Origin of the sequence: Streptomonospora halophila, from assembly GCF_039542725.1 — a bacterium.
GTDB classification, from domain to species: Bacteria; Actinomycetota; Actinomycetes; order Streptosporangiales; family Streptosporangiaceae; genus Streptomonospora; species Streptomonospora halophila.
The window spans coordinates 108925-133264 of record NZ_BAABIK010000007.1 but is presented as its reverse complement, the minus strand read 5'-3'; the positions used below and the strand labels follow the sequence as shown (position 1 = coordinate 133264).

Here is a 24340-nt window from a genome sequence, read left to right as displayed (position 1 = left end):
CCAACTACTCACAGTGTTGTATGACTCAAGTCATGAAGTCAATAGTAGAACTGACTTAGTCACTCATCGAGGAGGTGGCTAGACTGCCACGCATGCAACCCGCGTACAGCCCGAGCGTTCGGCGACGACGACTCCGAACGCAGCTCCTTCGGTACCGAGAGCGGGCCGGACTGACCACCGCTCAGGTGGCCAAAGAGCTGGGCTGGCCTCAGGTCAAGGTGTCCCGCCTGGAGACCGGCTTCAAGAAGTCGGTGACGTCTGATGAGCTGGACGCTCTACTGGACTTCTACGAAGAGGACGATGCGGAGGTCCGAGCTTCACTCCATGAGTGCGCACGGCTGGCCAAGGAGCGCGGTTGGTGGGCTCGCTACCGGAACCTCATGTCGACGGCCTTGCCGGACTTCGAGACCGAAGCTTCCGTGATCAAGACTTACGAGTGCCAGGTAGTACCGGGCCTGCTTCAAACCCCTGACTATGCGGAGGCGATCTTCCGAGCCAACCTCGTCCGTAGTGATGAGGAGATCCGGGAACGAGTCTCCGCCCGACTCAAGCGCCAAGAGATCCTTAACCGTGTGGACCCGCCGGCCTACTGGGTGATCCTCGACGAGGCAGCACTGCGGCGAGTGGTCGGTTCGGTAGAGGTGATGAGCCAGCAGTTGCGGCACCTCACCCACATGGCTGCACGACACAACATCAACATCTATGTTCTGCCGTACTCAGCGGGGGCGCATCCGGTAACGGTCGGTAGCTTCGTCATCATGGACTTCCCCGACCCGTTGGACGCCAGCATCGGGTACGTCGAGACCCCGATCTCAAGTTTGTACGTTGAGGAAGATCACGAACTCACAGAGCTGAACTCCCTGTTCGGCGGAGCGCAGGGCTCGGCTATGAGCCCTGCGCACTCCCTCCAATTCATCAAAGACGTCACCGAATCCTTGGAGAATGAGTCGAGTGTCTGACCAGAAAGTTTGGCGGAAGAGCAGCTACAGCGGCGTGAACACAAACTGCGTCGAAGTCGCCGACCTCCCCGGCGCATCTGCTGTCCGCGACTCCAAGCACCCCGACGCCGCAGCCCTCGCGTTCCCGGCCGCTGAGTGGCGGGCCTTCGTCGCCAGCGTCAGTTGGAACGAGTTCGAGGGCTGACGCACGACGGCCGCACCGCCGATCAGTCGGCGATGCGGCCGTTGTATGTCGGGGGCCGGATCAGTCGCGCTCGGGGTGGCGCGGGCCTTCTCCGGGGGGTGGGTCCAAGACGGTCCGGTAGGGCTCGCCGGTCTCGGCGGCCTTCGCCATTGCCTCGTAGATCTCCAGGATCGTTTCCTTGGTGCGGTAGGAACCGTGGGCCTGGAGATCCTTCTTCTTCACGATCGGGAACGTCTCCATGATGTAGTCGACGTCATCGCGCCCAATCCCGTACAGATGGAAGAACGCCGCATCCAGTTCGCAACGGAGGAGGAACCTCCGCTCCTCATACCACACGAATGGAGCACCAGTGTCCCCATAATCATTCGCAAAAGGTTTCATGTCCCACGCGGTGTAGGCGAGCTCGAGGGTGCGAGGATTGATCCATTGGGTGACCTCATGAGATTGATCCCAGGTGGCATTATTATGCAGGTACTTCGGGGTGAGGAGCGGTATTTGCTCAAATTGGAAAAAGTTTAGATTCGTTCCGCCGAGCTTCTGCCTCAACACGTAGTCGAGAGGAAATGAAGCTGTGTTGGCGTAGAGCGAGGCAGATTCCAACCTGTCCGTGTGTATTAGGTTTCCTGAGTCGCCTATCCCGCTCTTGGGAAACACATATGAAATCAAAGACCGCTCATCCGTGGCTCTGCAGATCTTGCGGAACCCGAGCAGCCAGGAAACCGAATCTCCGGTCTGACCATCTACCTCTTTCTCGGCAACCCAGTACCTCGGCAGAGCCAGCGCGCTAGGGTCGGTCTTCTCCTCCACTGTCATGTCCCGAGCAGACTCGCTCGTCTCGTAGGTCGCCCACCGGTGGTCGTAGTGGTGGAGCATCTTCGCTTCGTACAGCGGGAGCATCCGCTCCTCGCCCTTCACGAAGACGTTGCCCTCCAGGTGCCAGCCGTCCGCCTTGAGGTCTTCGCGAATGTGGAAGAGGTGCGATGCCGACGTCATGTTGAAGAGGCCCTGCATGAACGAGACGCCCCACGGGTTGCCGTCGGACTTCCCGTGCTCCACCAGGACCGGCGCCGCTTCATAGATCTTGAGGGTGATGTCGGCGTCGCGGCGCGACCGGAAGATAGGGCAGGTGCCCGTGTTGGGGTTAAGCTTGAGTATCTCCTCGGAGCTAAGGTAGAACTTTTTCTCGGCGTCAGCGAGTTCGGCTGTGTCGTGCAAGAAAAAGGCGAACTCGGCGCGCTCGACGGCAGCGCCGCGACCGGCGACAGTCAGGAGTGTGAACTTGTAGCTGCTGTGTACGTTCGGGAAGATGTTTCGATTCTCGAAATCGTACACGGTGGCCAGTGCGCGACGTTGGACAAGGTCCTTGAAGAAGTACTGTGTCGTCGCGTCTGTCACGATCCCAGTCGGAACAATGAGCCCAAGCCTTCCGAGCGGATGCAGAAGGCTCACTCCGCTCTCGCTGAAAACGGCGTAGGTATTGATCCGACCGCGCCCAGTGTTCTCATAGCGCTGCGAGTTGGCGGCGAAGTGGCGAACCCCATCGACTCGGCGCTTCTCATCTAGATAAGACTCGTGGATGTCTTGCTTCTCTGGATGTTCGGAAAGTTCTTCGATTAGCTTCTTGCGCTTTGCGCCGGCCGCGCTCGCGATCTCTGGGTCCCGACTAGTGAAGAACTCCTGTTCCTTCAGCTCAATCTGATCCCAAGGCGGATTTCCAAGCACACTCGTGAACCCGCCCTGCCACCCGGTCGCCGGGTTGTAGTCCTCCCTCTCATCATCGGCTCCCGGAAACACCTCCGGAAACTCCAGGTGCCAGTGGAAGAACTGGTACCGCCGGTTCAGCCGCTCCAGCTCCGTGCGCTGCTCCGCCGAAAGCGCCCCTTCCGCCGACTCAAGCTGCCGCACGGTCTCCGTCGTCACCGGCGCAGCCGCATCCGGCCGCTTCGGCCAGACGAACGCCGCGCACCATGCATCAGCCACCCGCCGTCGCTGCTGCTTCTCCGCCGACCCCTCCAGCTCCCGCAGCTTCCGCGCCTGCTCGCGGATGCCGGCCAGGCCCGGCTTGGTGTTCCGGTTGATCTCGCGAGCTTCCTTCGCGAGCTTCACGTTGCTGGAGTAGCCCTCACCGGCCGAGAACGCGCTGATCTGCCCGCTCTCACGCTCCTTCTTGTTCTGCTTCTTCACCACACCGACGAACTTCTTGTCGTCGCCCTCCAGCACCTTGAACGCGCCGTCCGGGACCCCCTGCTCCAGCAGCTTCGGCGTGGTCCCCAGCAGCGCGTTGCCCACCTTGATGTGCGGGTCGAGGAACGCCAGCGGCTTGCCCGGCTCCAGCGACGCCAGCCACAGCGACACCTTGGTCAGCTCCACCGCCAGCGGGTTCAGGTCGACCCCGTAGATGCAGTTGCGCACGACCTCCGGCATGGCCTTGGTGACCGCGTCCGGGGTGGGCTCTTCGTCGCCCGCCTCCAGCACCGCATACGCCCGCGCGATCCTTCGTGCCGCCGCCACCAGGAAGTGCCCCGACCCGCAGGCCGGGTCGCACACGGTGATCTTCAGCAGGTCGGAGGGAACCCTGTTCTTCGCGTACTCCTCGATCACCGGATCCAGCGCGCTGTCCAGCAGCGTCTCCACCAGCGGGCTCGGCGTGTAGTAGGACCCCGTCGTCTTTCGGTCGTTGCCGGCCGCGCCCTTCAGCTCGAAGGTGCGGTTGGCGGTGTCCAGGTGCGGAATCAGCTCCAGCAGCGACTCGTAGATGGACCCCAGCTCCTCGGCGTCCAAGTGCTGGTAGTCCACCCGCTGCCAGCGGCCGCCGTCGTCCTTCACCCGGGTCAGGTGGCGCATCGCCGCCAGCAGTCGCCGGTTGGACAGCGTGACGTTCGGGTCGCGCAGCAGCTCGGACCGGACTGCCGCGCCCTCGCCCCCGCTGTCACCCGTGCTCTCCTCCAGCGCCCCCGCCGTGAAGTACAGCCCGCCCAGCGGCGGCAGCGCCAGCTCCGGGCGCCCCTCATCGGTCCCCAGCGCCTCCAGTACGATCACCAGCGTCCGCCACAGGTCGTCGTGCCGGTCGCCGATCCGCTCCGCAGCGATATGCCGCAACCGCTCAGTGGAGAAGTAGGTCCGGTAGCGCTCCCGCGCGGCGTCGCCTGCGTGCGGGTCGAGCAGCGCCCCCTTGTCCTCGGCGACGAACAGGAACAACACCTGGTAGGCCAGCCGCAGCAGCTCGTTGCGCAGGTCGTAGCGCGATACCGCCCCCGTGCGCAGCTTCTCCCGCAGCTCGGGGCTGTCCTCCAGGAACCCGGTGCCCAACTCCTGGAGCGCCTCGGTGAGGCCGTCGCGCAGCTTGTCGCGGAAGCGCACCCCGGTCTTGTCGCCCTCGGTGCGCCACTTCTCCAGCCAGCAGTCGGCCACGCTCGGCGCCTTCAGCGCCGGTGCCGCGGCGCCCTCCTCGTCTGCCGCCTCGCCGCCCTCGGCACGCCCGCCGCCGTCGGCCGCGCCCTCCGGAGTGTGCAGCTCGAACCGGGACGCGTGCGCCAGCGCGAACAGCAGCACGAAGTCGGAGTACAGCTCCCCCTCGAAGATCGACTCCAGGTCGAACTCGATGAACGCCGCCTCCGACAGCGACGCCGCGTCGCGCAGGATGCGCAGCTTCTGGCCGTTGCTGACGATGCCCCAGAGGTGGTCGTCGCTGGCGTTGAGGAACTCCTGGAGCATCGACTGCGGGGCGCGGTCGCCGCCGGCGTGGCCGTTGCCGCCGCGGTGCTTGTCCAGGTCGCGTTCCCAGGCCACCAGGTGGATGGGCACGCTGCCCCACACGTGGCTTACAGGGTAGGCACGCCCCTCGGCGGTGAGGTTGGTGCGCTGGTGGGGGAGGCGGCCGAATCCGAGATGGTCGAAGAGCGGCAGCAGCCAGCGGTTGCGGGTCAGCGAGACGGCCGAGTCGCCCGGCCCGGCCTCGGCCAGGCGCTTCTGGAAGGCCCGGTAGGCGCCCAGCAGGTCGTCCCAGCGGCGGCTGGCGGCCTCACCCAGGCGGCGGCCGGGCACCAGCCCGTACTCCTCGGAGCGCAGGCCCTTCAGGTCCGGGTCGCCCGCGCCGATGCGGCCGATGAGGTCGGCGGTCAGCAGCGAGCCCACCACCCGGATGGCCGAGTACCCCCGGGTGTTGGCCGTGCTGGCCGCGCTGGTGCTCGCGGTACTCACTGGGAACCTCCGGCCGGAAGGTAGACGTAGGCGCCGAGCACGTCAGCGCGGTCGTGGGGGACGAGCTTCAGCCCGCGCACGCGGGCCTCGGCGGACTTGCGGACGTTGTAGTGGGCCTCGCGCAGTTCCTCGGCGATGTCGGCGCCGGCCGCGTCCAGGTCGCCCTGGAGCGCGTCGAGTTCGGCGACGGCGCGCTGGGCCTGCTTGGCGACCTGTTCGGGCAGGATGTTGCCGTCGGGAGAGGAGGACAGCAGCTCGGCGACCTCGTCGTGGCCCAGCCATTCGCGCTGACCGTCCTCGCCGGGCCGGTAGCCGTGCACCCGCGCCTCCTCCACCACGGTGGTGCGGGGGGTCCCGCGGCCGGGCAGGGTGAGCAGGAACCGGTAACGCACCAGCAGCAGCACGGTGCGGATGGGCACCCGGGCGCTGCGGGTGACGCCGAGGCGCTTGGCAGGCGGCACCGTCTCCGGTTTGGGGTCCAGCGCCGACTCCAGCACGTAGCGGGCCAGCGCGCGCACGGCCGTGTCGGTGCGCAGCAGGACGTGTTCGCGCGGGCCGGCGGGCAGGTCGCGGCGGAAGACGAGCTCCTTCTTGGCGGACTTGCCGTTCTTGGCGTCGTCGTCCACGCCCAGTGCGGCGCGCACGCCCGGCGGCAGCGGGTGCGGGGTGACGGTGAGGGCCTCGCCGTCCAAGTGGGCGGGGGCGCCCAGCGCCGAGACCGAGTCGCGGACGAACGCGGCGACGTCGCTGGGGCGGCCCAGGGCGTCGCGCGCCGCGGGTCCCAGGCGCTCCAGTTCGTGTTCGACGTCGGAGAGGTCCATGCCGGACTGGGCGAACTTGGTGACGCGCCGGGACTCCTTCTCGGAGAGCAGTTCCCATTCGCGGTCCAGGTTCTCGCGGGCCCGGGTGATGCCGAGGTCGAGTTCGAGCTGGTCGGTCTGCTGCCCGCGGATGAGCACGCCTTCGACGAGGGCTTGCAGCACAGTGTCGCTGGAGCTGGGCACGGGCACCGCGACACCGGTCTGGGCGGCGATGGTGCGGTGCTTGCGGATCAGTACGTCCAGCACGAGGCCGTCGATGCCGTTGTCCACGCCGTAGAGGGTCACGGCGCGCACCCGGTCGGCGCGCTGGCCGAAGCGGTCCACGCGGCCTTCGCGCTGCTCGTGGCGTGTGGGGTTCCACGCCAGGTCGTAGTGCACGACCGCGCGGAAGTGCTCCTGGAGGTTCACGCCTTCGGAGAGGCAGTCGGTGGCGACCAGGACGTGGCGGCCCTCGGCGCCGGTGAGCTCCTCGATGCGGGCGACCCGCTCGGCGGGGGGCAGTTCGCCGGTGACGGCGGCGACGGTGTGGTTCTTCTTCAGCGCGGCGCGCAGTTCCTCGGCGACGTAGTGGGCGGTGGGGATGTAGCGGCAGAAGACGATGGGGTCGTAGCCGTCGGCGAGCAGGTCCTTGACGGTTTTGACGACCAGTTTGAGTTTGGTGTCGTGCTGCTGGCCGCTCAGGGCGTCGGCGCGTTTGGCCAGCTCGGCCAGGCGCCGCTTCTCCTTTTTGGCGAGGGTCTCCTCGTCGGCGTCGGCGCCGGGGGTGGCGTCCACACCCTCCACCGCTTCGTCCTCGGCGAGGTCGAGCACGGTGGAGCGGGCGAGGTCGTCGGCTTCGGGCTCGGTCTCGGCGTGGGTGGCGGCTGAGCGGGCGCGCAGGGTGGCGGCCGCGGCGGCGGGGGAGGAGGCGACCGAGCGCAGCAGGGCCAGCGCCGACCACCAGCGCACGCGCCGCTGCACGCCGGTGCCTCGGGTGTCCTGCACGGTTTCGCGGGCGTAGGCGAGGATGTCGGCGTTGAACTCGGCGTAGGCCGGGCTCATCTCGTAGTCGGCGTCGCGGGTCTCGCGGTCCTTGGGGAAGGGGGTGTCCTCGCCGATGTAGCGGCGGATGTCGTTGCGGCGGCGCTGCACGAAGTGCCGGGCGAGCAGGTCGCGGCCCTTGCTGCTGCTCAGGTCGACCTCGGCGAGTTCGGGTTGGAGCAGGCCGATGAGATCGCGGAAGGCGTCCTCTTTGCCGCTGTGCGGGGTGGCGGTGACCAGCAGCAGGTGGCGGGAGGTGTCCTTGGCGACGCCCTTGAGCAGGTCGTGGCGGTGCTGGCGCTGACCGGTGCCGGAGGCGCTGACGCAGGTGTGGGCCTCGTCGACGATGACGAGGTCGGGGCAGCTGCGCAGGAACTGCGAGCGGCGGTGCTCGGCCTTGATGAAGTCGGTGGAGACGATGGTGTGTTCATAGACCTCGAACAGCGACTGGTCGGTGCGCAGCGGGCGCTCCAGGCGGCGCACGGTGGAGGGCAGCACCAGTTGGGCCTCGATGCCGAACTTGTCGCGCAGTTCGGCCTGCCACTGCTCGGCGAGTGCGGGCGAGCACAGCACGGTCAGGCCGCGGGCCTCGCCGCGCTCCAGCAACTCCTTGGCGATGAGTCCGGCTTCGACGGTCTTGCCGATGCCGACGTCGTCGGCGATCAGCATCCGCACGGTCTCCATGCGCAGGGCCATGAGCAGCGGTACGAACTGGTATTGGCGCGGTTCGACGCCGATGGCGCCCAGCGCGCGGAAGGGGCCGGCGGTGGAGGTGAAGCCCACGCGCATGGCGGTGCGCAGCAGCCCGGCGGAGACGTGGTCGCCTATGTGCTCCACGCGGGTGGAGGGGCGCGGGAAGTCGGCCGGTTCCACCTCGCCGGGGAAGAGCAGGGCGGTGTAGGCGTCGTCGCCGTTGAGCGGGCGGGCCACGACGAAGGCGTCGTCGGTGGGCGGCAGGACCACCCATTCGCGGCCGCGGCCGCGCACCAGGGATCCGGGTTGGAACGTGGCGGTGGCGGTGCTCATCGGATGCCGCCTTGGCGGATGCGGGTCAAGGAAACTACCTCGCGCTCGTTGATCAGGGGATGGGTATCCAGCTTAGGAACCGCCGGCGGCATCTCGCGGGGCTTTAGGGTGCGCTTGGAGAGAGGCGCCCACGGGGAAAGCACCAGCACTCCGCCGGGGCGGGGGCTCATAGTGGATCTCTGGGGGTGGGCGGGACTGAGGGCCGCCCGGGGTGTGCCGCCTCTCGACACGCTCACCGGCCGTGGCCGAACACACTGGGGTTGGCGGCCACCACCCGGTGCCAGTCGGTGTCATGGGCGAAGCGCACCACGAGCCAGCCGAGATCCTCCAGGCGGTACTCGGCCTGAAGGTCGCGCATGGCCTGGTGGGCGCTGTCGTGGTGGGGACCGTCGACGAACACGGCGACGTCGGAGCCGTTCAGCCGGTACACGAAGTCGGGCCGGGCCAGCGCCGCAGCGACGGTCACCTGGGCGTCGTCGGGCACGCGGTAGCCGCCGTCGCGCAGCATCGCCAGGAAGTCGCGCTCCAAGCTGCTCTCGGAGCGGCTGTCCAGGTCGGCGAGCTGCTCCTCGGCGCTCGCGGCGTCGCCGCCCACGGCTTCGGTGCGGGCGCCGGCCAGGGCCCGCAGCGGCTCGACGGCCGAGAGCCGGTCGATGCGGGTGTGGTCCTTCTGGTTGGTGTAGGAGAGCAGGCAGTCGTAGCAGCCGCGCTCGCAGCGTTCGGTGGTGCCCTCGGCGCTGCCGCGGTCGGTGCCGTCGGCGTCGGTGTGGATGATGTTGAGCGCTTCTGTGGCGACGCGGGCGAGGGTGCCGGGTTCCTCACGCAAACGGCGCAGGACCCCGGCGCCGCCTTCGGCGCTTTCGACGAAGAGCATGCGGCCGCGGGCCTGCGGGTCGGGCAGGTCTTCGCTGGAGAGCTCGGCGTCCTCCAGTTGGAAAACGGCTTCGATGCCGCGTTCCAGCGCGTAGCGCAGGGTGACCGCCTCTTCCGTGCTGAGCTGGGAGGCCCAGCGCAGCACCAGGATGTTCTTGCTGTCCTCGACGTAGGGGGTGACCTTGGCGGTCTTCTTGGCGTCCTTGAACGAGCCCAGGCCCTCTTCGTCGGGGACGGCCTCGGTGGCTTTGGCTTCGCTGAGCCAGCGGCCGGTGACCGGGTCGATCCAGAAGCCGACGTCGTTGCGGTTGCGGCGGCGGCGCCGGCCCATGTTGATGACGCGCACGGTGGCGGTGTCGCCGTAGACGAGGTCGGCCAAGCCGGCGCCGTCGGCGTCCTTGGCGGTGGCGGCGGCGCGGCCCGAGCGGGCGCCGTGGTCGGAGAAGCGGAAGGCGGTGCGCAGCTCGAAGCCGGCGCGGCGGCGTTCCTCCTCGTCGGAGGAGATGCGCTGGCGCCGCACGGTGTAGACCGTTTCCAGCCGCATGAGGTCGGACATGGTGGAGCTGAGCTGCTGTCCGCACTCCTGGCATTCGTCGGTGCCGGCCTGGCGGTCGTGCCAGTAGCCGCAGGCCGCGCAGATGCGCGCTTCGGCGGTGCTGAGGTCGCCGCCGTCGGTGGGGACCTGGATGCTGGTGACCTCGTAGCGCTGGCCCTCGTGGTAGATGAGCGCACCGGGGCCGAACTCCGAGACCGCGATGAAGCGCGGGCGCTGGAGGTAGGTGCCGCGTTCGCGGCGGGCGGGGATGTAGGCGGCCAGCGGCAGGCGGGGGAAGGAGTAGCCGGGCAGGAAGCCTTCGGAGGCGAAGTAGCGGTAGGTGTAGAAGTCGCTGAACTGGTGGTTGTGGTCCTGGTTGAGCAGGAGTTGCTGCTGGGTCTCGGCGTGGCCGCGGCGCGCCTTGGCCTCGCGGATCACCCGGGGGCTGTTGGAGGTGTCGATGACGTGGCGGTTCTGGGCGTGCTGCTCGGTGAGCGCGGCCTGGTAGAGGCCGCGCCAGCGGTCGCAGACGCGGTCGAAGCGCCCGGGTGCGGCGCGTACGACGTCGTTGACCCATTCGCCGTACCACCAGGGACTGTCGTGGACTCCGGTGTCGGCCAGGACCGCTTGGGCGCGGCCGACGGCGCGGCGCTGGGCGGCGGGGTCGTTGATCGTGCTGGTGATGTGCTGGCGCAGGGCCAGCGAGGGCATGGAGTCGGAGTCGGCCGCCACGTCGAGGACCTCGCCCATGCCGCTGTTGAGGTGGGCGCCGGTCTCGGCCAGCCAGATCGCCTGGACGTGGGAGCGCACCAGGTCCTCGTTGGCCAGGTCGAGGCGGGGCGGTTCGACGCTGCCTGCCACCATGCGGGCCGAGCGGCGGAAGTAGTACTGGTCGTGGGCGCTGCCGGTGGAGCAGTAGGTGGTGACCAGGGCGGGCTGGCCGCTGCGGCCGGCGCGGCCGGAGCGCTGGGCGTAGTTGGCCGGGGTGGGCGGGACGTTGCGCATGCCCACGGCGTTCAGCGAGGAGATGTCGACGCCGAGTTCCATGGTGGGCGAGCAGAACATGAGCTTGAGCGTGCCCTCGCGGAAGTCCTGCTCGCGCTCGCGCCGGTCGTCGGCGGGCACCTGGGCGGTGTGCTCCTTGGCCTGCAGGCGGCGGAACCGGTCGGATCCGGCGCGGTAGAGGTCGCGGAAGTAGGCGTTGACGTGGGCGCCGGCGTCGTCGTCGACGACCTTGCGCAGCGGGTCGGACACGCCTGCCTCCCCGCTGCCGGCCCGCCAGATCAGGCCTGAGGACTTCAGCCGGTAGCCGGTGGCCGCGCGCTTCTCCTCGATCGGTGTGAGCAGGCCGAGCCCGGTCAGCACCGCCACCAGGTCGTCGATGACGAGCTGGGCGTCGTCGAGGGAGATGGCGCCGGGCACCACGTGGGCGAAGCGGCCGGGGTGGCGCAGGTAGCGGCCGAAGGCGCCGCGGGCGGTGATGTGCTTGTCGGTGCGCAGCTTGCCCGTGCGGCCGGGCTCGATGTAGACGGTGCCGGGCTGCACGCGGTCCTCGCCGGGCGACAGTGCCCAGGGGTCGCGCAGGGACTGGTTGGACTGGCTCTCTAGGCGCTCGTAGCCGGCCTGGGTGAAGACGTCGACGTCGACGGCCAGTGCGCGGCGGAACTCGTCCAGCAGGATCTTGGCGAGCCGGTAGCGCAGTTCGGGGGGCGCGTCGCCCAGGAGGGCCGAGACGCCCCGGTCGGTGCCGGGGCGCTTGTCCCAGCTTTCCTCGTCCTCGCTGATCTCGGCCAGGTCGGTGTAGTCGAAGCGGAGCAGGCCGGTCTGCTCCAGGTTGGGCATGGTGACCCGCCAGCCGTCTTTGAGGTCGGTGTAGATGCGGTAGCCCACGACGTTGCGCAGGGCGGCCAGCACCGCCTCCTTCTGGGAGAACTTCACGCCGGGGTTCTGCGCGAACTCGTCCAGCGGCAGGTCGAGGACGTCGGTGACGCGTTCGGCGACGGTGTCGTGGCGCAGGCCCGTCTCGCCTGCCTGTTCGGCGGCGCGGTGCAGGGCGGCGCGGATCTGGGCGACCTGGGCGAAGTCGTTGAAGTGGCCGGCTTGCAGCGAGGCGTCCTGGCGGTTGTCGACGAAGGTGAGCAGTTTGCGGGCCTCGGGGGCCAGGTCGCGCTGGTGCTCCAGCCCGTGCACGACGCTGCCGCTGACCAGGGTGACCGCGGAGCTGCGGCCTTCGGCGGCGAAGGTGGCGAGTTTGGCGAAGTCGTTGGAGCGGGGTTCCTCGTAGGAGACGCGGCAGCGCAGGCAGAAGCGGAAGGGGGCCTGCATGTACCAGGCGCGCAGGCCTTCGCCGGGCGCGGTCTCGTAGCCGGCGGCGTCGATCCACTTCTGCTGCGGGAGCTTGTCGCGGAACCGCGGGAGCACCTGGCCGGCGCCGTCGTCGCCGACCGACCACCAGGAGTCGGGCAGGCGCCCGGCCTCGATCGGGTCGGCGGGCCAGGGGTGGTCGTCACAGACGTAGAGGTAGCCGTTGACGTCGTCGCCGCCGCCGGCGTCCTGCTCCTGGCGGGCGGAGTAAGAGGGGGGAGCGGTGGTCTTGGTGGAGCGCGCCACGACGATGTACTCCTGGCCGCATTCGCGGCAGAACGCCAGCGGCAGCAGCGCCTTGTCGCGCCGCCCCGGGACGCTGACCTGGTACTTGCCGGTGACGTAGCGCTCCCGCGGCGAATCCAGGCTCACATAGACGGTGTCGCCTTTGGACAGGAACTGGTGGAGCCGGAACGCGAAGAGCGGGCGGCCCGTTTCGGGATGGCGGGCGCGGGCGCCCCGCTGGAGCGTCTCCTGGATCGCCGTCTCGCAGCGCCTTCGCCCTTCCTCGCCCAGGGCACCCGTGGTCTCGGCCAGGGCGCGGGAGGCTTCCGGCAGGGTGGTCGGAGGGCTGCGCACCAGGCGCGGCGGTGCTCCGGGGTGCTCGGCGGGTTCTTCGGCCAGACCGAAGGTGGATTCGATCCAGCAGGCCAGCGGGTCGGACGCCAGTTCGGAGTAGCCGTGCGCGGTGGTGGTCGGCGCCAATGCGGCATCCACGGCCCCGCGCAGCTCGGCGGTCGAGGGAGCGGGTGTCTCGGTGTTGCGGCGCAGGGTCTCGCCGATGACCCGTTCGGGCTTGACCTCCGTGCCGAAGAGCCGGGAGGCGACACCGGCCACGCTGCGCTGGGCCTCGGCGAAGGTGCGGCTGGAGGCCATCGTGGCCGAGGTGCCGATGAACTGCAGCTCCGGTGCGTTGCAGGCGTCGCGCAGCCGGCGCACGAGCAGGGCGACGTCGGCGCCTTGGCGGCCGCGGTAGGTGTGCAGTTCGTCCAGGACGAGGAAGCTCAGCCCTTGGGCGGCGCCGAGAAGTTGGCCGCGCTCGTGGGGGCGGGTGAGCAGGTACTCCAGCATCACGTAGTTGGTCAGCAGGATGTCGGGCGGGCGCTTGAACACCTGGTCGCGCTGCTCCTGGTCCTCCTGGCCGGTGTAGCTCGCGAAGCGCACCTTCTGCCCGCTGCGGGACAGGCCCCAGGTGAGGTACTTGGTCAGCTCGTGGTGCTGGCTGTTGGCCAGGGCGTTCATGGGGTAGACGACGATCGCCTTGATCTGTCCCGGGCGGGGGTCGCGCAGTACCCGGTCGACGATCGGCAGGATGTAGGCCAGGCTCTTGCCGGAACCGGTGCCGGTGGTCAGCACATAGCTGTCGCGGGTCTTGGCGGCCTCCAGCGCCTCGCGCTGGTGGCGGTGCAGCGTCAGCGACCGCTCGCCGGGGTCCTCCGCGTGCTTCTTGTCGCGGAAGAAGCGCTCGCACTCGGGGCGCAGCACGCCCTCGGCGGCGAGTTCGCCGACGGTTCCGCCCGACTCGAACCCGGGGTTGAGGGAGAGCCAGGGGTCGGGCCAGCGGACCTTGTTCTCCTCTTCCTCTTTGAGGTAGTCGGCGATTCGCTGATCGCGGACTTTCACCAGCGAGCTCGTGTACTCGCTGTAGTCGTCGATCAGTTCCTTGTGAACAGAGAAGACGTCCATCGCCACCCACGCCCTATGTGCGGAGTTCCCGCGCGTTCTCGCGTCGGCGGGGGCAGCACCGCTGCCCCCGCGCCCCATAGGTAGCACAGCGTGAAGAAGGAACGGAACGGAAAGGTCGAATCGACACAACGGCCGGGAACGGCCACTGTGGGATGCTCCGAGGTCCAGGTCCGGCCTTCCGATTGTCACCGGCTTCCTCGAAGGCGAAGACCTCGGTTTTCTGCATGCGCAGCACCCCCTCCCGTGCTGTTCGTCCCTACGTGGGCCGGAAGGGTGCCCGGTCGCTCAGCAGCGCCTGGGCCTCGGCCGAGAACGGGTCGCGGTGGGCGGCCAGCGCCGCGCGGGTGTCCTCGGCGATCAGGTCGGCGTTGATGCGGGCTCCCGCCGCCGCGCCCGCGGCAGCGGCCGCGCCGACCTGGGCGGCCAGGTCGGTGGTGTTGCCCGCCACCCAGACGCCCTCGACCTCGGTGCGGCCCTCGGCGTCGGCGGGGATGTGGTCGCCGACACCCATGGCGTGCTCGACCGGGTGCAGGCCCAGCCCCGCGAGGAACCCGGCGCGCGCCCGCATGCGCGGTGCGACGGCGACCGCCTCGCGGGCCACCAGGGTGCCGTCGGCCAGCCGCAGGCCCGCGATGTGGTCGCCGGCGACCTCGACGGCCGTGACCTCGCCCTCGACCACGCGGATGCCGCGGGCCGCCAGCTCCTCGGCCTGGTCGCCCGTGGGCGCGGGCCGGCCGTTGGTCAGCAGCACCACGCTGGCGCTCAGTTGGCGGAACAGGTGCGCCTGGTGCACGGCCATGGGCACGGGGCCGGTCGCCAGGACGCCGATGGCGCGGTCGCGCACCTCCCAGCCGTGGCAGTAGGGGCAGTGCACCACGTCGCGGCCCCACCGCTCGGCCAGTCCCGGGATGTCGGGAAGCTCGTCGACGAGCCCCGCGGCCACCAGGATCCGGCGCGCCCGCACCGCGCGGCCGTCGGCCAGGCCCACGGTGAAGGCGTCGCCGTCCCGCCAGGCGCCGATGACCTCTCCCCCGGCCACGTGCCCGCCGTAGCGGCGCACTTCGGCGCGTCCGCGCTCCAGCAGTTCGCCGGGCGCCATCCCGTCGCGGGCCAGCAGCCCGTGCACACCCGCGGCCGGCGCGTTGCGGGGCGCGCCCGCGTCGACCACGGCCACCGACCGGCGCGACCGCGCCAGCATCAGCGCCCCGTTCAGGCCCGCCGCGCCGCCGCCGACGACCACCACGTCGTATCCGTCCTGCAGTTGCTCTTCCATGCGGATCACCTCCTGCGACGAGCATGCGTCCGCACCCGACCTCACGGCAAACTTCTTTGCAGATATGGCAAAATCGGGGGTATGAGCGACGCCTTCGACCAGACGATGGACGCGGTCGGCCCCCGCCTGCGCGCGCTGCGGCGGCAGCGCGAGACCACGCTGGCCGAGCTGTCGGCGGCCACCGGCATCTCGGTGAGCACCCTGTCGCGGCTGGAGTCGGGGGCCCGGCGGCCCACCCTGGAGCTGCTGCTGCCGTTGGCCCAGGCGCACGGCGTCACGCTCGACGAGCTCGTCGACGCCCCGCCCACCGGCGACCCGCGCATCCACATGCGGCCCCTGACCCGCGGCGGCATGACGATGCTCCCGCTGACACGCCGCTCCGGGGGCATCCAGGCCTACAAGCTGATCCTCCCGGGCGGCGACGGGCGCCGCACGCCCGACCCGCAGACCCACGAGGGCTATGAGTGGCTGTACGTGCTCAACGGGCGGCTGCGGCTCGTGCTGGGCGAGCACGACCTGGTGCTGTCGCCCGGCGAGGCCGCCGAGTTCGACACGCGGGTGCCGCACTGGTTCGGCGCCGCCGACACCGGGCCGGTCGAGATCCTCAGCCTTTTCGGCCGCCAGGGAGAGCGCGCCCACCTGCGCGCCCGTCCCCGCGCCAAGAAGGACGACGGGGACGGCGAGGAGGGCTCCGGCGGCGACCTCGCCGCTCGGAGGTCCTGAGTGCCTTCCCCGCCCGCGCGTGCGTGCGTGCCGCCGCCGCGATCCGCCGCGACGCGCCTCCCTCGGCGCGGAAGCTCGACTCCGGCGTCCTGGAGGTCCCGGGCGGTGCCCACCACGGCGTTCGTCTCCACCGCCGCCCCGGGAGCCGAAGCCGCCCACCGAAGCCGCCGAGGAGCTCCACCTGCTCGGCGCGCTCGCCGCGACCGGCACGCAGGAGACGGCGGAGGTGAGCGGCGCGGCCGACGCCGGCGTCGGCCGCGCGAGCGCACCCACGGGCAGGCGTTGACGGAGCAGGCCGAGGCGACAGGGGGAGCGGTCCGCGGCCGGCGGGCGGGGTGCGGCGGCGACTCCTTCAGGCAGGCGAGCGCGATCCCGCATTCCGCCGCGGCGTCCCTCGCCACCGCCGCCCGGCGAGTGCCAGACTCAAGGCGTGGCGAACAAGCTCTTTCCGATGCTGTCCTGCGGCGACCTCGAGCGGTCGCTGGCGTTCTACCGCGAACTGCTCGGCGGCGTGGAGACCTACCGGTTCCCCGAGGAGGGCCCGCCCCAGTTCGTGGCCCTGGCACTCGGCGAGTCCGAGATCGGGCTCGGCCCGGTCTCCGCGCAGCCCTGGCACGGACGTCCGCAGCGTCCCGCGACCGGGCACCGGATCGAACTGTGCGTCTACGTCGACGACGTCGACGAGGCGTTCGCCCGTGCGCGCGCCGACGGGTTCGAGGCGGTCGCCGAACCGGCCGAGACCCCGTGGGGCGAGCGCATCGCCTGGATCGGCGACCCGGACGGCAATCTGGTGATGCTGACCCGTTAGCACCGGCGCGGCGGATGCGTCGGCGGGCGCCCGATACCGTCGGAGCGGGACTCTCCGGCAGGAAGGCGGCGCGGTGGTGGACGAACGCGGGAACCGGTGGAGCGAGCTCACCGGAGGCGAGGCGGGGGAGCGCTATGCCGCGCGGTTCGCGGCGTTGGCCGAGTCGGGGACCGACGTGCACGGCGAGGCGCACTTCTGCGCCGGGCTGCTGGCGCCGGGCTCGCGCGTGCTGGACGCCGGCTGCGGCACCGGCCGGGTCGCGATCCGCCTCGCCGAACTGGGGCACTCCTGCACGGGCGTGGACGCCGACGCCTCCATGCTGGCCCAGGCGCGCCGCCGCGCGCCGGAGATGGCCTGGTGCGAAGCCGACCTGGTGGAGGTGGCCGACCTGGGGCTGGAGCCCGGGTTCGACATGGCGGTGGCGGCGGGCAACGTCGTCCCGCTGCTGGCGCCCGGAACCGAGCCCGCGGTGGTGTCGGCGCTGGCGTCGCTCCTGCGGCCCGGCGGGCTGCTCGTCGCCGGTTTCGGCCTCGACGCCGACCACCTGCCCCTGGCCGAGGCCACGGTGACGCTCGCCCACTACGACACCTGGTGCGCCGGCGCCGGACTCGAACCGCTCAGCCGGCACGCCACCTGGGACGGCGACGCCTACACCGGCGGCGGCTACGCCGTCAGCGTCCACCGCCGCCCCTAACCCGCCCCGGGCGCCGCCCTCCGATCCCGGCCCGCAGGCGCGCGCGGTCGAAACCGCAAGGCCCGGCGCACCGCGCGCTTTCGGGAGCGGTCCACCGAAGAATGGAGAGTCCATCGCGATGAAGTCCCTCCGGCGGCTGTTCGCCCGACCGGGCCCCTCCGAACCGGCGGTGCCCGCGGCCGTACCGCACCAGTGCCAGAACTGCGGATCGCCGCGGTTGTTCAGGGAGAAGGCGTCGTTCACCGCGGTTCACAGCGTCAGCGCGAGCCGCAGCATCTCGCGGCCGTTCGAACCGACGCAGATCCACTGCAGGAAATGCGACTTCCTGGTGTGCGACGACCTGTACGGCGACGGAGCGGCCGCCTACGCCCAGCTGGCCGCCCAGGCCGGAGCCCGCCGGCCGCGAATCGCCGCACAGGTGGCCGAGGCCGTGCGGGCGGCCGAGCGGCTGCCGGCCCTGTCGGACGCACAGCGGCGGCGCGGCTACGACCGGATCCGGCAGGCCTGGGGCTGCGCCGGCATGCGCACCGTGCCCGCAGACGGCCTCCGCGACACCCTCACCCGGATCGCCCGCGGCTACTTCGCCGAGGGCAGCCACCAGGTCAGCGTGCAGACCGTGGAGCGCACGGCCGTGGACTTCTCCTTCATCACCGCGACCGGCTGGCGCCCCGTCCGGCTGGTCCGGACCGCCGACGGCGACTTCGCCGTCTACGGCCAGATCCAGCTCTACCGCATCCTCGACGCCGCCTGACCCCCGCCGCGGCGGGCAGGGCGGGCGGGCCGACGACTGTGAACTCCCGCACTCTTCGCCGACCCGAAGGCGGAGGGTTTTGCACGATTCCCACAACACCGGCCGGGATGCCTCCGTTGGCTGCGACATGGCACTACCGGCCGGTAGAAGGCAGGGTTGAGAGTTGCGGCCGCCATCCCCCCGCTCCGCGCGTCGTCGTTTCGTCCATCTGTCGTTCTAGGGAAGGGCTCTTTCGGTGTTCAGTCGTGTCGCCATCGTCAACCGCGGTGAGGCCGCCATGCGGCTCATCCACGCCGTCCGGGACCTGGCCGCCGAGACGGGGGCCCGGATCGAGACCGTGGCGCTGCACACCGACGTCGACCGCACCGCGGCCTTCGTCCGCGAAGCCGACCTGACCTACGAGATCGGCCCCGCAGCGGCGCGCCCCTACCTCGACCAGGCCGTGCTGGAGCGCGCGCTGGTCGAGACCGGCGCCGACGCCGCATGGGTGGGCTGGGGCTTCGTCGCCGAGGACCCGGCCTTCGCCGAGCTGTGCGAGAAGGTCGGCGTCACCTTCGTCGGGCCCAGCGCCGAGGCGATGCGCAAGCTCGGCGACAAGATCGGCGCGAAGCTCATCGCCGAGGAGGTCGGCGTCCCGGTCGCCCCGTGGAGCCGCGGCGCGGTTGAAAGCGTCGAGGACGCCCTCGCCGCCGCCTCCCGCATCGGCTACCCGCTGATGCTCAAGGCGGCCGCCGGCGGCGGCGGGCGCGGCATCCGCGTGGTCACCGACGAGACCGAGCTGGCCGACGCCTACGAGCGCACCAGCCAGGAGGCCGCGCGCGCCTTCGGCAGCGGTGTCGTGTTCCTGGAGCGCCTGGTCACCGGCGCCCGCCACGTCGAGGTCCAGGTGATCGCCGACGGCCAGGGCAGCGCCTGGGCCCTGGGCGTGCGCGACTGCTCGGTGCAGCGCCGCAACCAGAAGGTCATCGAGGAGTCCGCCTCGCCCGTGCTCAGCGCCGACCAGGCGGGCGAGCTCAAGGCCTCGGCGGAGCGCCTGGCCGTGGCCGTGGGCTACCGCGGCGCGGCCACCGTGGAGTTCCTCTACCACCCCGGCGACGGCATGTTCGCGTTCCTGGAGGTCAACACCCGCCTGCAGGTCGAGCACCCCATCACCGAGTCCACCACCGGCTTCGACCTGGTCAAGGCCCAGCTGCACGTCGCCTCGGGCAACACGCTCGACGGCGAGCCCCCCGCCGAGCGCGGCCACGCCATCGAGGCCCGGCTCAACGCCGAGGACCCCGACCGCGACTTCGCGCCCTGCCCGGGCCGCATCGCCCGCCTGGACCTGCCCGCCGGACCCGGGATCCGCGTGGACACCGGCGTCAGCGAGGGCGACACCATCCCCACCGACTTCGACTCGATGATCGCCAAGGTCATCGCCTACGGCCGCGACCGCGACGAGGCACTGGGCCGGCTGCGCCGGGCCATGACCGAGACCGTCGTGGTCATCGAGGGCGGCGCCACCAACAAGAGCTTCGTCCTGGACCTGCTCGACCGCCCCGAGGTGATCGACGCCACCGCCGACACCGGCTGGATCGACCGCGTCCGCAGCGAGGGCGGGCTCGTCTCGCACCGCCACTCCGGCGTCGCGCTGGCCGCCGCCGCCGTCGAGGCCTACGAGGAGGAGGAGCGCGTCGAACGCCAGCGCCTCCTCTCCACCGCCTTCGGCGGGCGCCCCCAGGTGCGCCACGAGAGCGGCCGCCCGCTCGACCTCAAACTCCGCGGAGCCGGCTACCGGGTGCGCGTGGCGCGGGTGGGCGCCCACCGGTTCCGCGTCGGCATCGAGAGCGGCGGCGACGCGCGCACCGCCGACGTCGAACTCGACCGCTTCGACAGCCACACCGGCCACATCGTCGTCAACGGCGCCCGCTACCGGCTGCTCACCGGCACCCACGGGCCCACCCACCTGGTCGAGGTCGACGGCGTCACCCACCGCGTCAGCCGCGACGAGGGCGGCGTCGTGCGCTCGCCCGCCCCCGCGCTGGTGGTCGCCACGCCGCTGGAGGCCGGCGCCGAGGTCGAGGCGGGCGCGCCCGTGCTCGTGCTGGAGAGCATGAAGATGGAGACGGTGCTGCGGGCGCCGTTCAAGGCGCGGCTGAAGGAGTGCGTCGTCTCCGTCGGCAGCCAGGTCGAGACCGGCGCGGCCCTGCTGCGGCTGGAGCCGCTCGGCGGCGAGGCCGAGGACCCCGCGGCCGCGGCCTCGGCCGAGCTGGACCTGCCCGAGGCCGCCGCCGACGTCCCCGCAGCACAGCGCCTCGTGCGCGGCCGCGAGGACCTGCGCGGCCTGCTGCTGGGCTTCGACGTCGACCCGCACGATGAGGCGCGGGTCCTCGACCACTACCTCGCCGCGCGCCGCGCGGCCGCCGCCGAGGGCCACCGCGTCCTGGGCGAGGAGCTGCGGCTGGTCGAGGTGTTCGCCGACCTGGCCGAGCTGAGCCGCAACCGCACCGCGGGCGAGGACGGCGGCGGCGACACCCGCGTGCACAGCCCCCGCGAGTACTTCCACACCTACCTGCAGAGCCTCGACGTCGAGCGGGCCGGGCTGCCCGAGTCGTTCCAGGCCAAGCTGGCCACGGCGCTGAGCCACTACGGTGTCGCCGACCTGGAGCGCACCCCGCACCTGGAAGCCGCGGTGTTCCGCATCTTCCTCGCCCAGCAGCGGGCCTCCGCCGACGCCGCGGCCGTGGCGGCGCTGCTGCGCACCTGGCTGCAGGAGCCGCCGCCCGACGAGGCGCTGCGCGAGCCCGCCGGGCTGGCCCTGGAACGGCTGGTCGCGGCCACCCAGGTCCGCTTCCCCGCCGTCGCCGACCTCGCGCGCGGTGTGGTCTTCGCCTGGTTCGGCCAGCCGCTGCTGCGCCGCAACCGCGCCCGCGTCTACGCCGGCGTCCGCAAGCACCTGCGCCACCTGGACGCCCACCCCGACGCCCCCGACCGCGACGAGCGCATCGCCGAGATGGTGCGCAGCACCGAGCCGCTGGTGCGGCTGCTCGGCCGGCGGCTGCTGCGCAACGACCGGGACAACACGGTCATGCTGGAGGTGCTGACCCGCCGCTACTACGGCAACAAGGGCCTGTCGAACGTGCGCACCAGCCGCACCGCGGACTGCACCTTCGTCGTCGCCCAGCGCGCCGAGTCCGCCGTCGCCTCCGCGGCCGTGTCCTTCGAGGAGCTGGGCGGCGCGCTGCGCGGGCTCGCCCGAACGGCCGAGGACGCCGGGTCCCTGGACGCCGACGTCTACCTCGCCTGGGAGAACCAGCCCGCCGACTCCGAGGCCATGGCCGCCGCCCTGGCCGAGGTCATCGCCGCCCACCCGCTGCCCGAGCAGGTGCGCAGGCTCACCGCCACGGTCGCCGGCCGCAGCGGCGCGGTGATGCACCACCACTTCACCTTCCGCCCCGCGGGCGGCGGCATGGCCGAGGACCGCCTCATCCGCGGCCTGCACCCCTACATCGCCCAGCGCATGCAGATGGAGCGGCTGAGCAACTTCGACCTCACCCGCCTGCCGTCCTCCGACGAGGAGGTCTACCTCTTCCAGTGCGTCGCGCGCGACACCCCCTCCGACGAACGCCTCGCCGCGTTCGCCCAGGTGCGCGACCTGACCGAGCTGCGTGAGCAGGACGGGCGCCTGGTCGCGCTGCCCACGGCCGAGGACGCCGTCGCCGCCTGCCTCGACTCGATCCGCCGCGCCCAGTCGCGCCGGCCCGCCAAGAAGCGCTTCAACACCAACCGGATCGTGGTCTACGTCTGGCCGACCAGCGAGATCACCCGCTCGGAGCTGCAGACCATCGCCGACCGCGTGCTGCCCACCACCGCCGGCGCCGGCCTGGAGGAGATCCTGGTCATCGCGCGCCAGCGCGACAGGGACACCGGCGAGCCGACCAAGATCAGCGTGCGCATCACCTTCGACGCCGCCGGCGGCACCGACCTGACCGTGGGGCCGCCGCCCACCGCGCCGATCGAGCCGCTCGACGACTACCGGCAGAAGGTGCTGCGCGCCGGCCGCCGCAACACCGTCTACCCCTACGAGCTGACCGGCCTGCTCGGCGACTTCACCGAGCACGACCTCGACGACGCCGGCGCGCTGGTGCCCGTCGACCGGCCCAAGGGGCGCAACACCGCCGCGATCGTCGCGGGCGTGGTCACCACACCCACGCGCCGACACCCCGACGGCGTGAAACGCGTGGTGCTGCTGGGCGACCCGACCAAGGCGCTGGGCGCGCTGTCGGAGCCGGAGTGCCGCCGCGTGATCGCCGCGCTGGACCTGGCCGAGCGCACGGGCGTGCCGCTGGAGTGGTACGCGCTCTCGGCCGGCGCCCGCATCTCCATGGAGTCGGGCACCGAGAACATGGACTGGGTGGCCGCGGCGCTCAAGCGCATCGTGGAGTTCACCCAGGACGGCGGCGAGATCAACATCGTGGTCGCCGGCATCAACGTCGGCGCGCAGCCGTACTGGAACGCCGAGGCGACGATGCTCATGCACACCAAGGGCATCCTGGTCATGACGCCGGACTCGGCGATGGTGCTCACCGGCAAGCAGTCGCTGGACTTCTCCGGCGGCGTCTCGGCCGAGGACAACTTCGGCATCGGCGGCTACGACCGGGTGATGGGCCCCAACGGCCAGGCCCAGTACTGGGCGCCCGACCTCACCGGTGCGCGCGACATCCTCATGCGCCACTACGACCACACCTACATCGCCCCCGGCGAGCAGGCGCCGCGGCGGGCCGCCACCACCGACCCCGCCGACCGCGACGTCTGCGACTTCCCGCACGCCGTGGAGGGCAGCGACTTCACCACGGTCGGCGAGATCTTCTCCGCCGAGGCCAACCCCGAGCGCAAGAAGCCCTTCGACATCCGCACCGTGATGCGCGCCGTCTCCGACCAGGACCACCCCGTGCTGGAGCGCTGGGCGAGCATGGCCGACGCCGAGACCGCGGCGGTGCAGGACGCGCACCTGGGCGGCATGCCGGTCTGCCTGCTGGGCATCGAGTCGCGGTCGGTGCAGCGGCGCGGGTTCCCGCCCACGGACGGCCCCGACACCTACACCGCGGGCACCCTGTTCCCGCGGTCGTCGAAGAAGGCGGCGCGGGCGATCAACGCGGCCAGCGGCAACCGGCCGCTGGTGGTACTGGCCAACCTGTCGGGCTTCGACGGCTCGCCCGAGTCGATGCGCAAGCTGCAGCTGGAGTACGGCGCCGAGATCGGCCGCGCCATCGTGAACTTCCACGGGCCCATCGTGTTCTGCGTGATCTCGCGCTACCACGGCGGCGCTTTCGTGGTGTTCTCCAAGGCGCTGAACCCGAACATGACGGTGCTCGCGGTGGAAGGCTCCTTCGCCTCGGTGCTGGGCGGCGCACCGGCCGCCGCAGTGGTGTTCTCCGGCGAGGTCGACTCCCGCACCGCCGCCGACGCGCGGGTGACCGGCCTGGAGGCACGGGTGGCGGCCGCCGCCGGCGCCGACCGCGCGGCGCTGACCGCCGAGCTCGACGAGCTGCGCTCGGCGGTGCGCGCGGAGAAGCTCGGCGAGGTGGCCGCGGAGTTCGACCGCGTGCACAACATCCGCCGCGCGGTCGAGATGGGCTCGGTCGACGCGGTCATCGACGCCGCGGAGCTGCGCCCCCGCATCATCGAGGCCATCGAGTCGCGCCGGGGCTGAGACCACGACGACCCGCGCTGCGGCGGGGCGTGCCGAGGAAGCCGCCCCGCCGCCGTTGGGCAACCGTCCGGCGCGGTGCGGCGTTGCCTCAGCGGCGCCGCGGCGCCGGGCTGTCCCGGGGCAGCGGTCCGGAACACGCCCGGCCGTTGAGGGCCGCCGCCGAGCGCGGCGGCCCGGACCGCGCTGCTCCGGGCCGGACGGGTCAGTCCTCGTCCGTGTCGTCGTAAGCGTCGGTGTCGGCGGCGCGGCGGTCGTAGTAGCGGGCCATCTGCTCCCAGTAGACCATCGTCAGCCCCATCATCGCCGCCATGGCCGCAGCCGCGCCGACCGGGCGGCGGCGGTAGGCGGCGACCACGGCGAGCGTGCTCGCGACCGAGGTCGCGGCCTGCACCGCCACCGCGGCATCACGCGGGCGCTCGGTGATCCAGCGCTCTTCGCCGAGCATCGCCCGCGTCGCCCACGCGCTGTCGTCGGCCGGCTCGGGAAACAGCACCGGGTTGAGCGCCATCCACCCCGCGACCAGCGCGGCGTGCTTCCAGCTGCGGGTCCAGACCGGTACCAGGATCAGCGGGGCGCTCGCCCACCGCGACCACGCGCTCCACGGGTTGCTGTGGCGGGCGAAGACGGCGCGGCGCAGGCGCGCGAGGGCGCCGGGGGAAAAGGCGGACATGCACACGTCCCTTCCTGTCGGATCCGACGGTTCTCCGCCGACCAGGGCGGTGCACCGCGCA

General features: G+C 71.3%; 12 protein-coding genes. 7 read left to right on the top strand and 5 right to left on the bottom strand.

Going from position 1 to position 24340, the window contains the following annotated elements; genetic code table 11:
• The first annotated feature begins 92 nt into the window (after window positions 1-92).
• On the top strand, window positions 93-959 hold the full coding sequence (locus ABEA15_RS08455) for a helix-turn-helix domain-containing protein (protein WP_345556179.1): 867 nt from the start codon (window positions 93-95) through the stop codon (window positions 957-959).
• Complete coding sequence (locus ABEA15_RS08450; protein ID WP_345556178.1) at window positions 943-1143, top strand: DUF397 domain-containing protein; 201 nt, start codon at window positions 943-945, stop codon at window positions 1141-1143. Before ABEA15_RS08455 ends, ABEA15_RS08450 begins: the two co-directional genes overlap by 17 nt.
• A 60-nt stretch (window positions 1144-1203) precedes the next feature.
• Here ABEA15_RS08450 and ABEA15_RS08445 read toward each other — a convergent pair whose 3' ends face one another.
• From ABEA15_RS08445 to ABEA15_RS08430, 4 genes are all read right to left on the bottom strand, one after another.
• Window positions 1204-5343 (bottom strand): Eco57I restriction-modification methylase domain-containing protein, encoded by a 4140-nt coding sequence (locus ABEA15_RS08445; RefSeq protein WP_345556177.1) that lies wholly within the window; start codon window positions 5341-5343, stop codon window positions 1204-1206.
• Complete coding sequence (locus ABEA15_RS08440; protein ID WP_345556176.1) at window positions 5340-8210, bottom strand: helicase-related protein; 2871 nt, start codon at window positions 8208-8210, stop codon at window positions 5340-5342. The genes ABEA15_RS08445 and ABEA15_RS08440 overlap by 4 nt, the downstream gene beginning before the upstream one ends.
• 232 nt (window positions 8211-8442) lie before the next feature.
• Window positions 8443-13668 (bottom strand): DEAD/DEAH box helicase, encoded by a 5226-nt coding sequence (locus ABEA15_RS08435; RefSeq protein ID WP_345556175.1) that lies wholly within the window; start codon window positions 13666-13668, stop codon window positions 8443-8445.
• Window positions 13669-13924: 256 nt separating this feature from the next.
• On the bottom strand, window positions 13925-14941 hold the full coding sequence (locus tag ABEA15_RS08430) for an NAD(P)/FAD-dependent oxidoreductase (RefSeq protein ID WP_345556174.1): 1017 nt from the start codon (window positions 14939-14941) through the stop codon (window positions 13925-13927).
• Window positions 14942-15022: 81 nt separating this feature from the next.
• Here ABEA15_RS08430 and ABEA15_RS08425 point away from each other — a divergent pair, with 81 nt between their 5' ends.
• From ABEA15_RS08425 to ABEA15_RS08405, 5 genes are all read left to right on the top strand, one after another.
• Window positions 15023-15664 (top strand): helix-turn-helix domain-containing protein, encoded by a 642-nt coding sequence (locus ABEA15_RS08425; RefSeq protein ID WP_344143151.1) that lies wholly within the window; start codon window positions 15023-15025, stop codon window positions 15662-15664.
• A gap of 430 nt (window positions 15665-16094) precedes the next feature.
• Window positions 16095-16472 carry a VOC family protein gene (locus tag ABEA15_RS08420; protein ID WP_345556173.1) on the top strand — a complete coding sequence of 126 codons (378 nt, stop codon included), beginning with the start codon at window positions 16095-16097 and terminating at the stop codon, window positions 16470-16472.
• A gap of 76 nt (window positions 16473-16548) precedes the next feature.
• Complete coding sequence (locus tag ABEA15_RS08415) at window positions 16549-17166, top strand: class I SAM-dependent methyltransferase (protein WP_345556172.1); 618 nt, start codon at window positions 16549-16551, stop codon at window positions 17164-17166.
• A gap of 118 nt (window positions 17167-17284) precedes the next feature.
• Window positions 17285-17917, top strand: coding sequence for a hypothetical protein (locus ABEA15_RS08410; protein ID WP_344143144.1), 633 nt, complete (start codon window positions 17285-17287; stop codon window positions 17915-17917).
• Window positions 17918-18152: 235 nt separating this feature from the next.
• The gene (locus ABEA15_RS08405) at window positions 18153-23609 is read left to right on the top strand and encodes an ATP-binding protein (protein ID WP_345556171.1); all 5457 of its coding nucleotides are present in this window, start codon (window positions 18153-18155) and stop codon (window positions 23607-23609) included.
• A 202-nt stretch (window positions 23610-23811) separates the two neighbouring features.
• Here ABEA15_RS08405 and ABEA15_RS08400 read toward each other — a convergent pair whose 3' ends face one another.
• The gene (locus ABEA15_RS08400; RefSeq protein WP_344143141.1) at window positions 23812-24279 is read right to left on the bottom strand and encodes a DUF6653 family protein; all 468 of its coding nucleotides are present in this window, start codon (window positions 24277-24279) and stop codon (window positions 23812-23814) included.
• Window positions 24280-24340 lie beyond the last annotated feature (61 nt).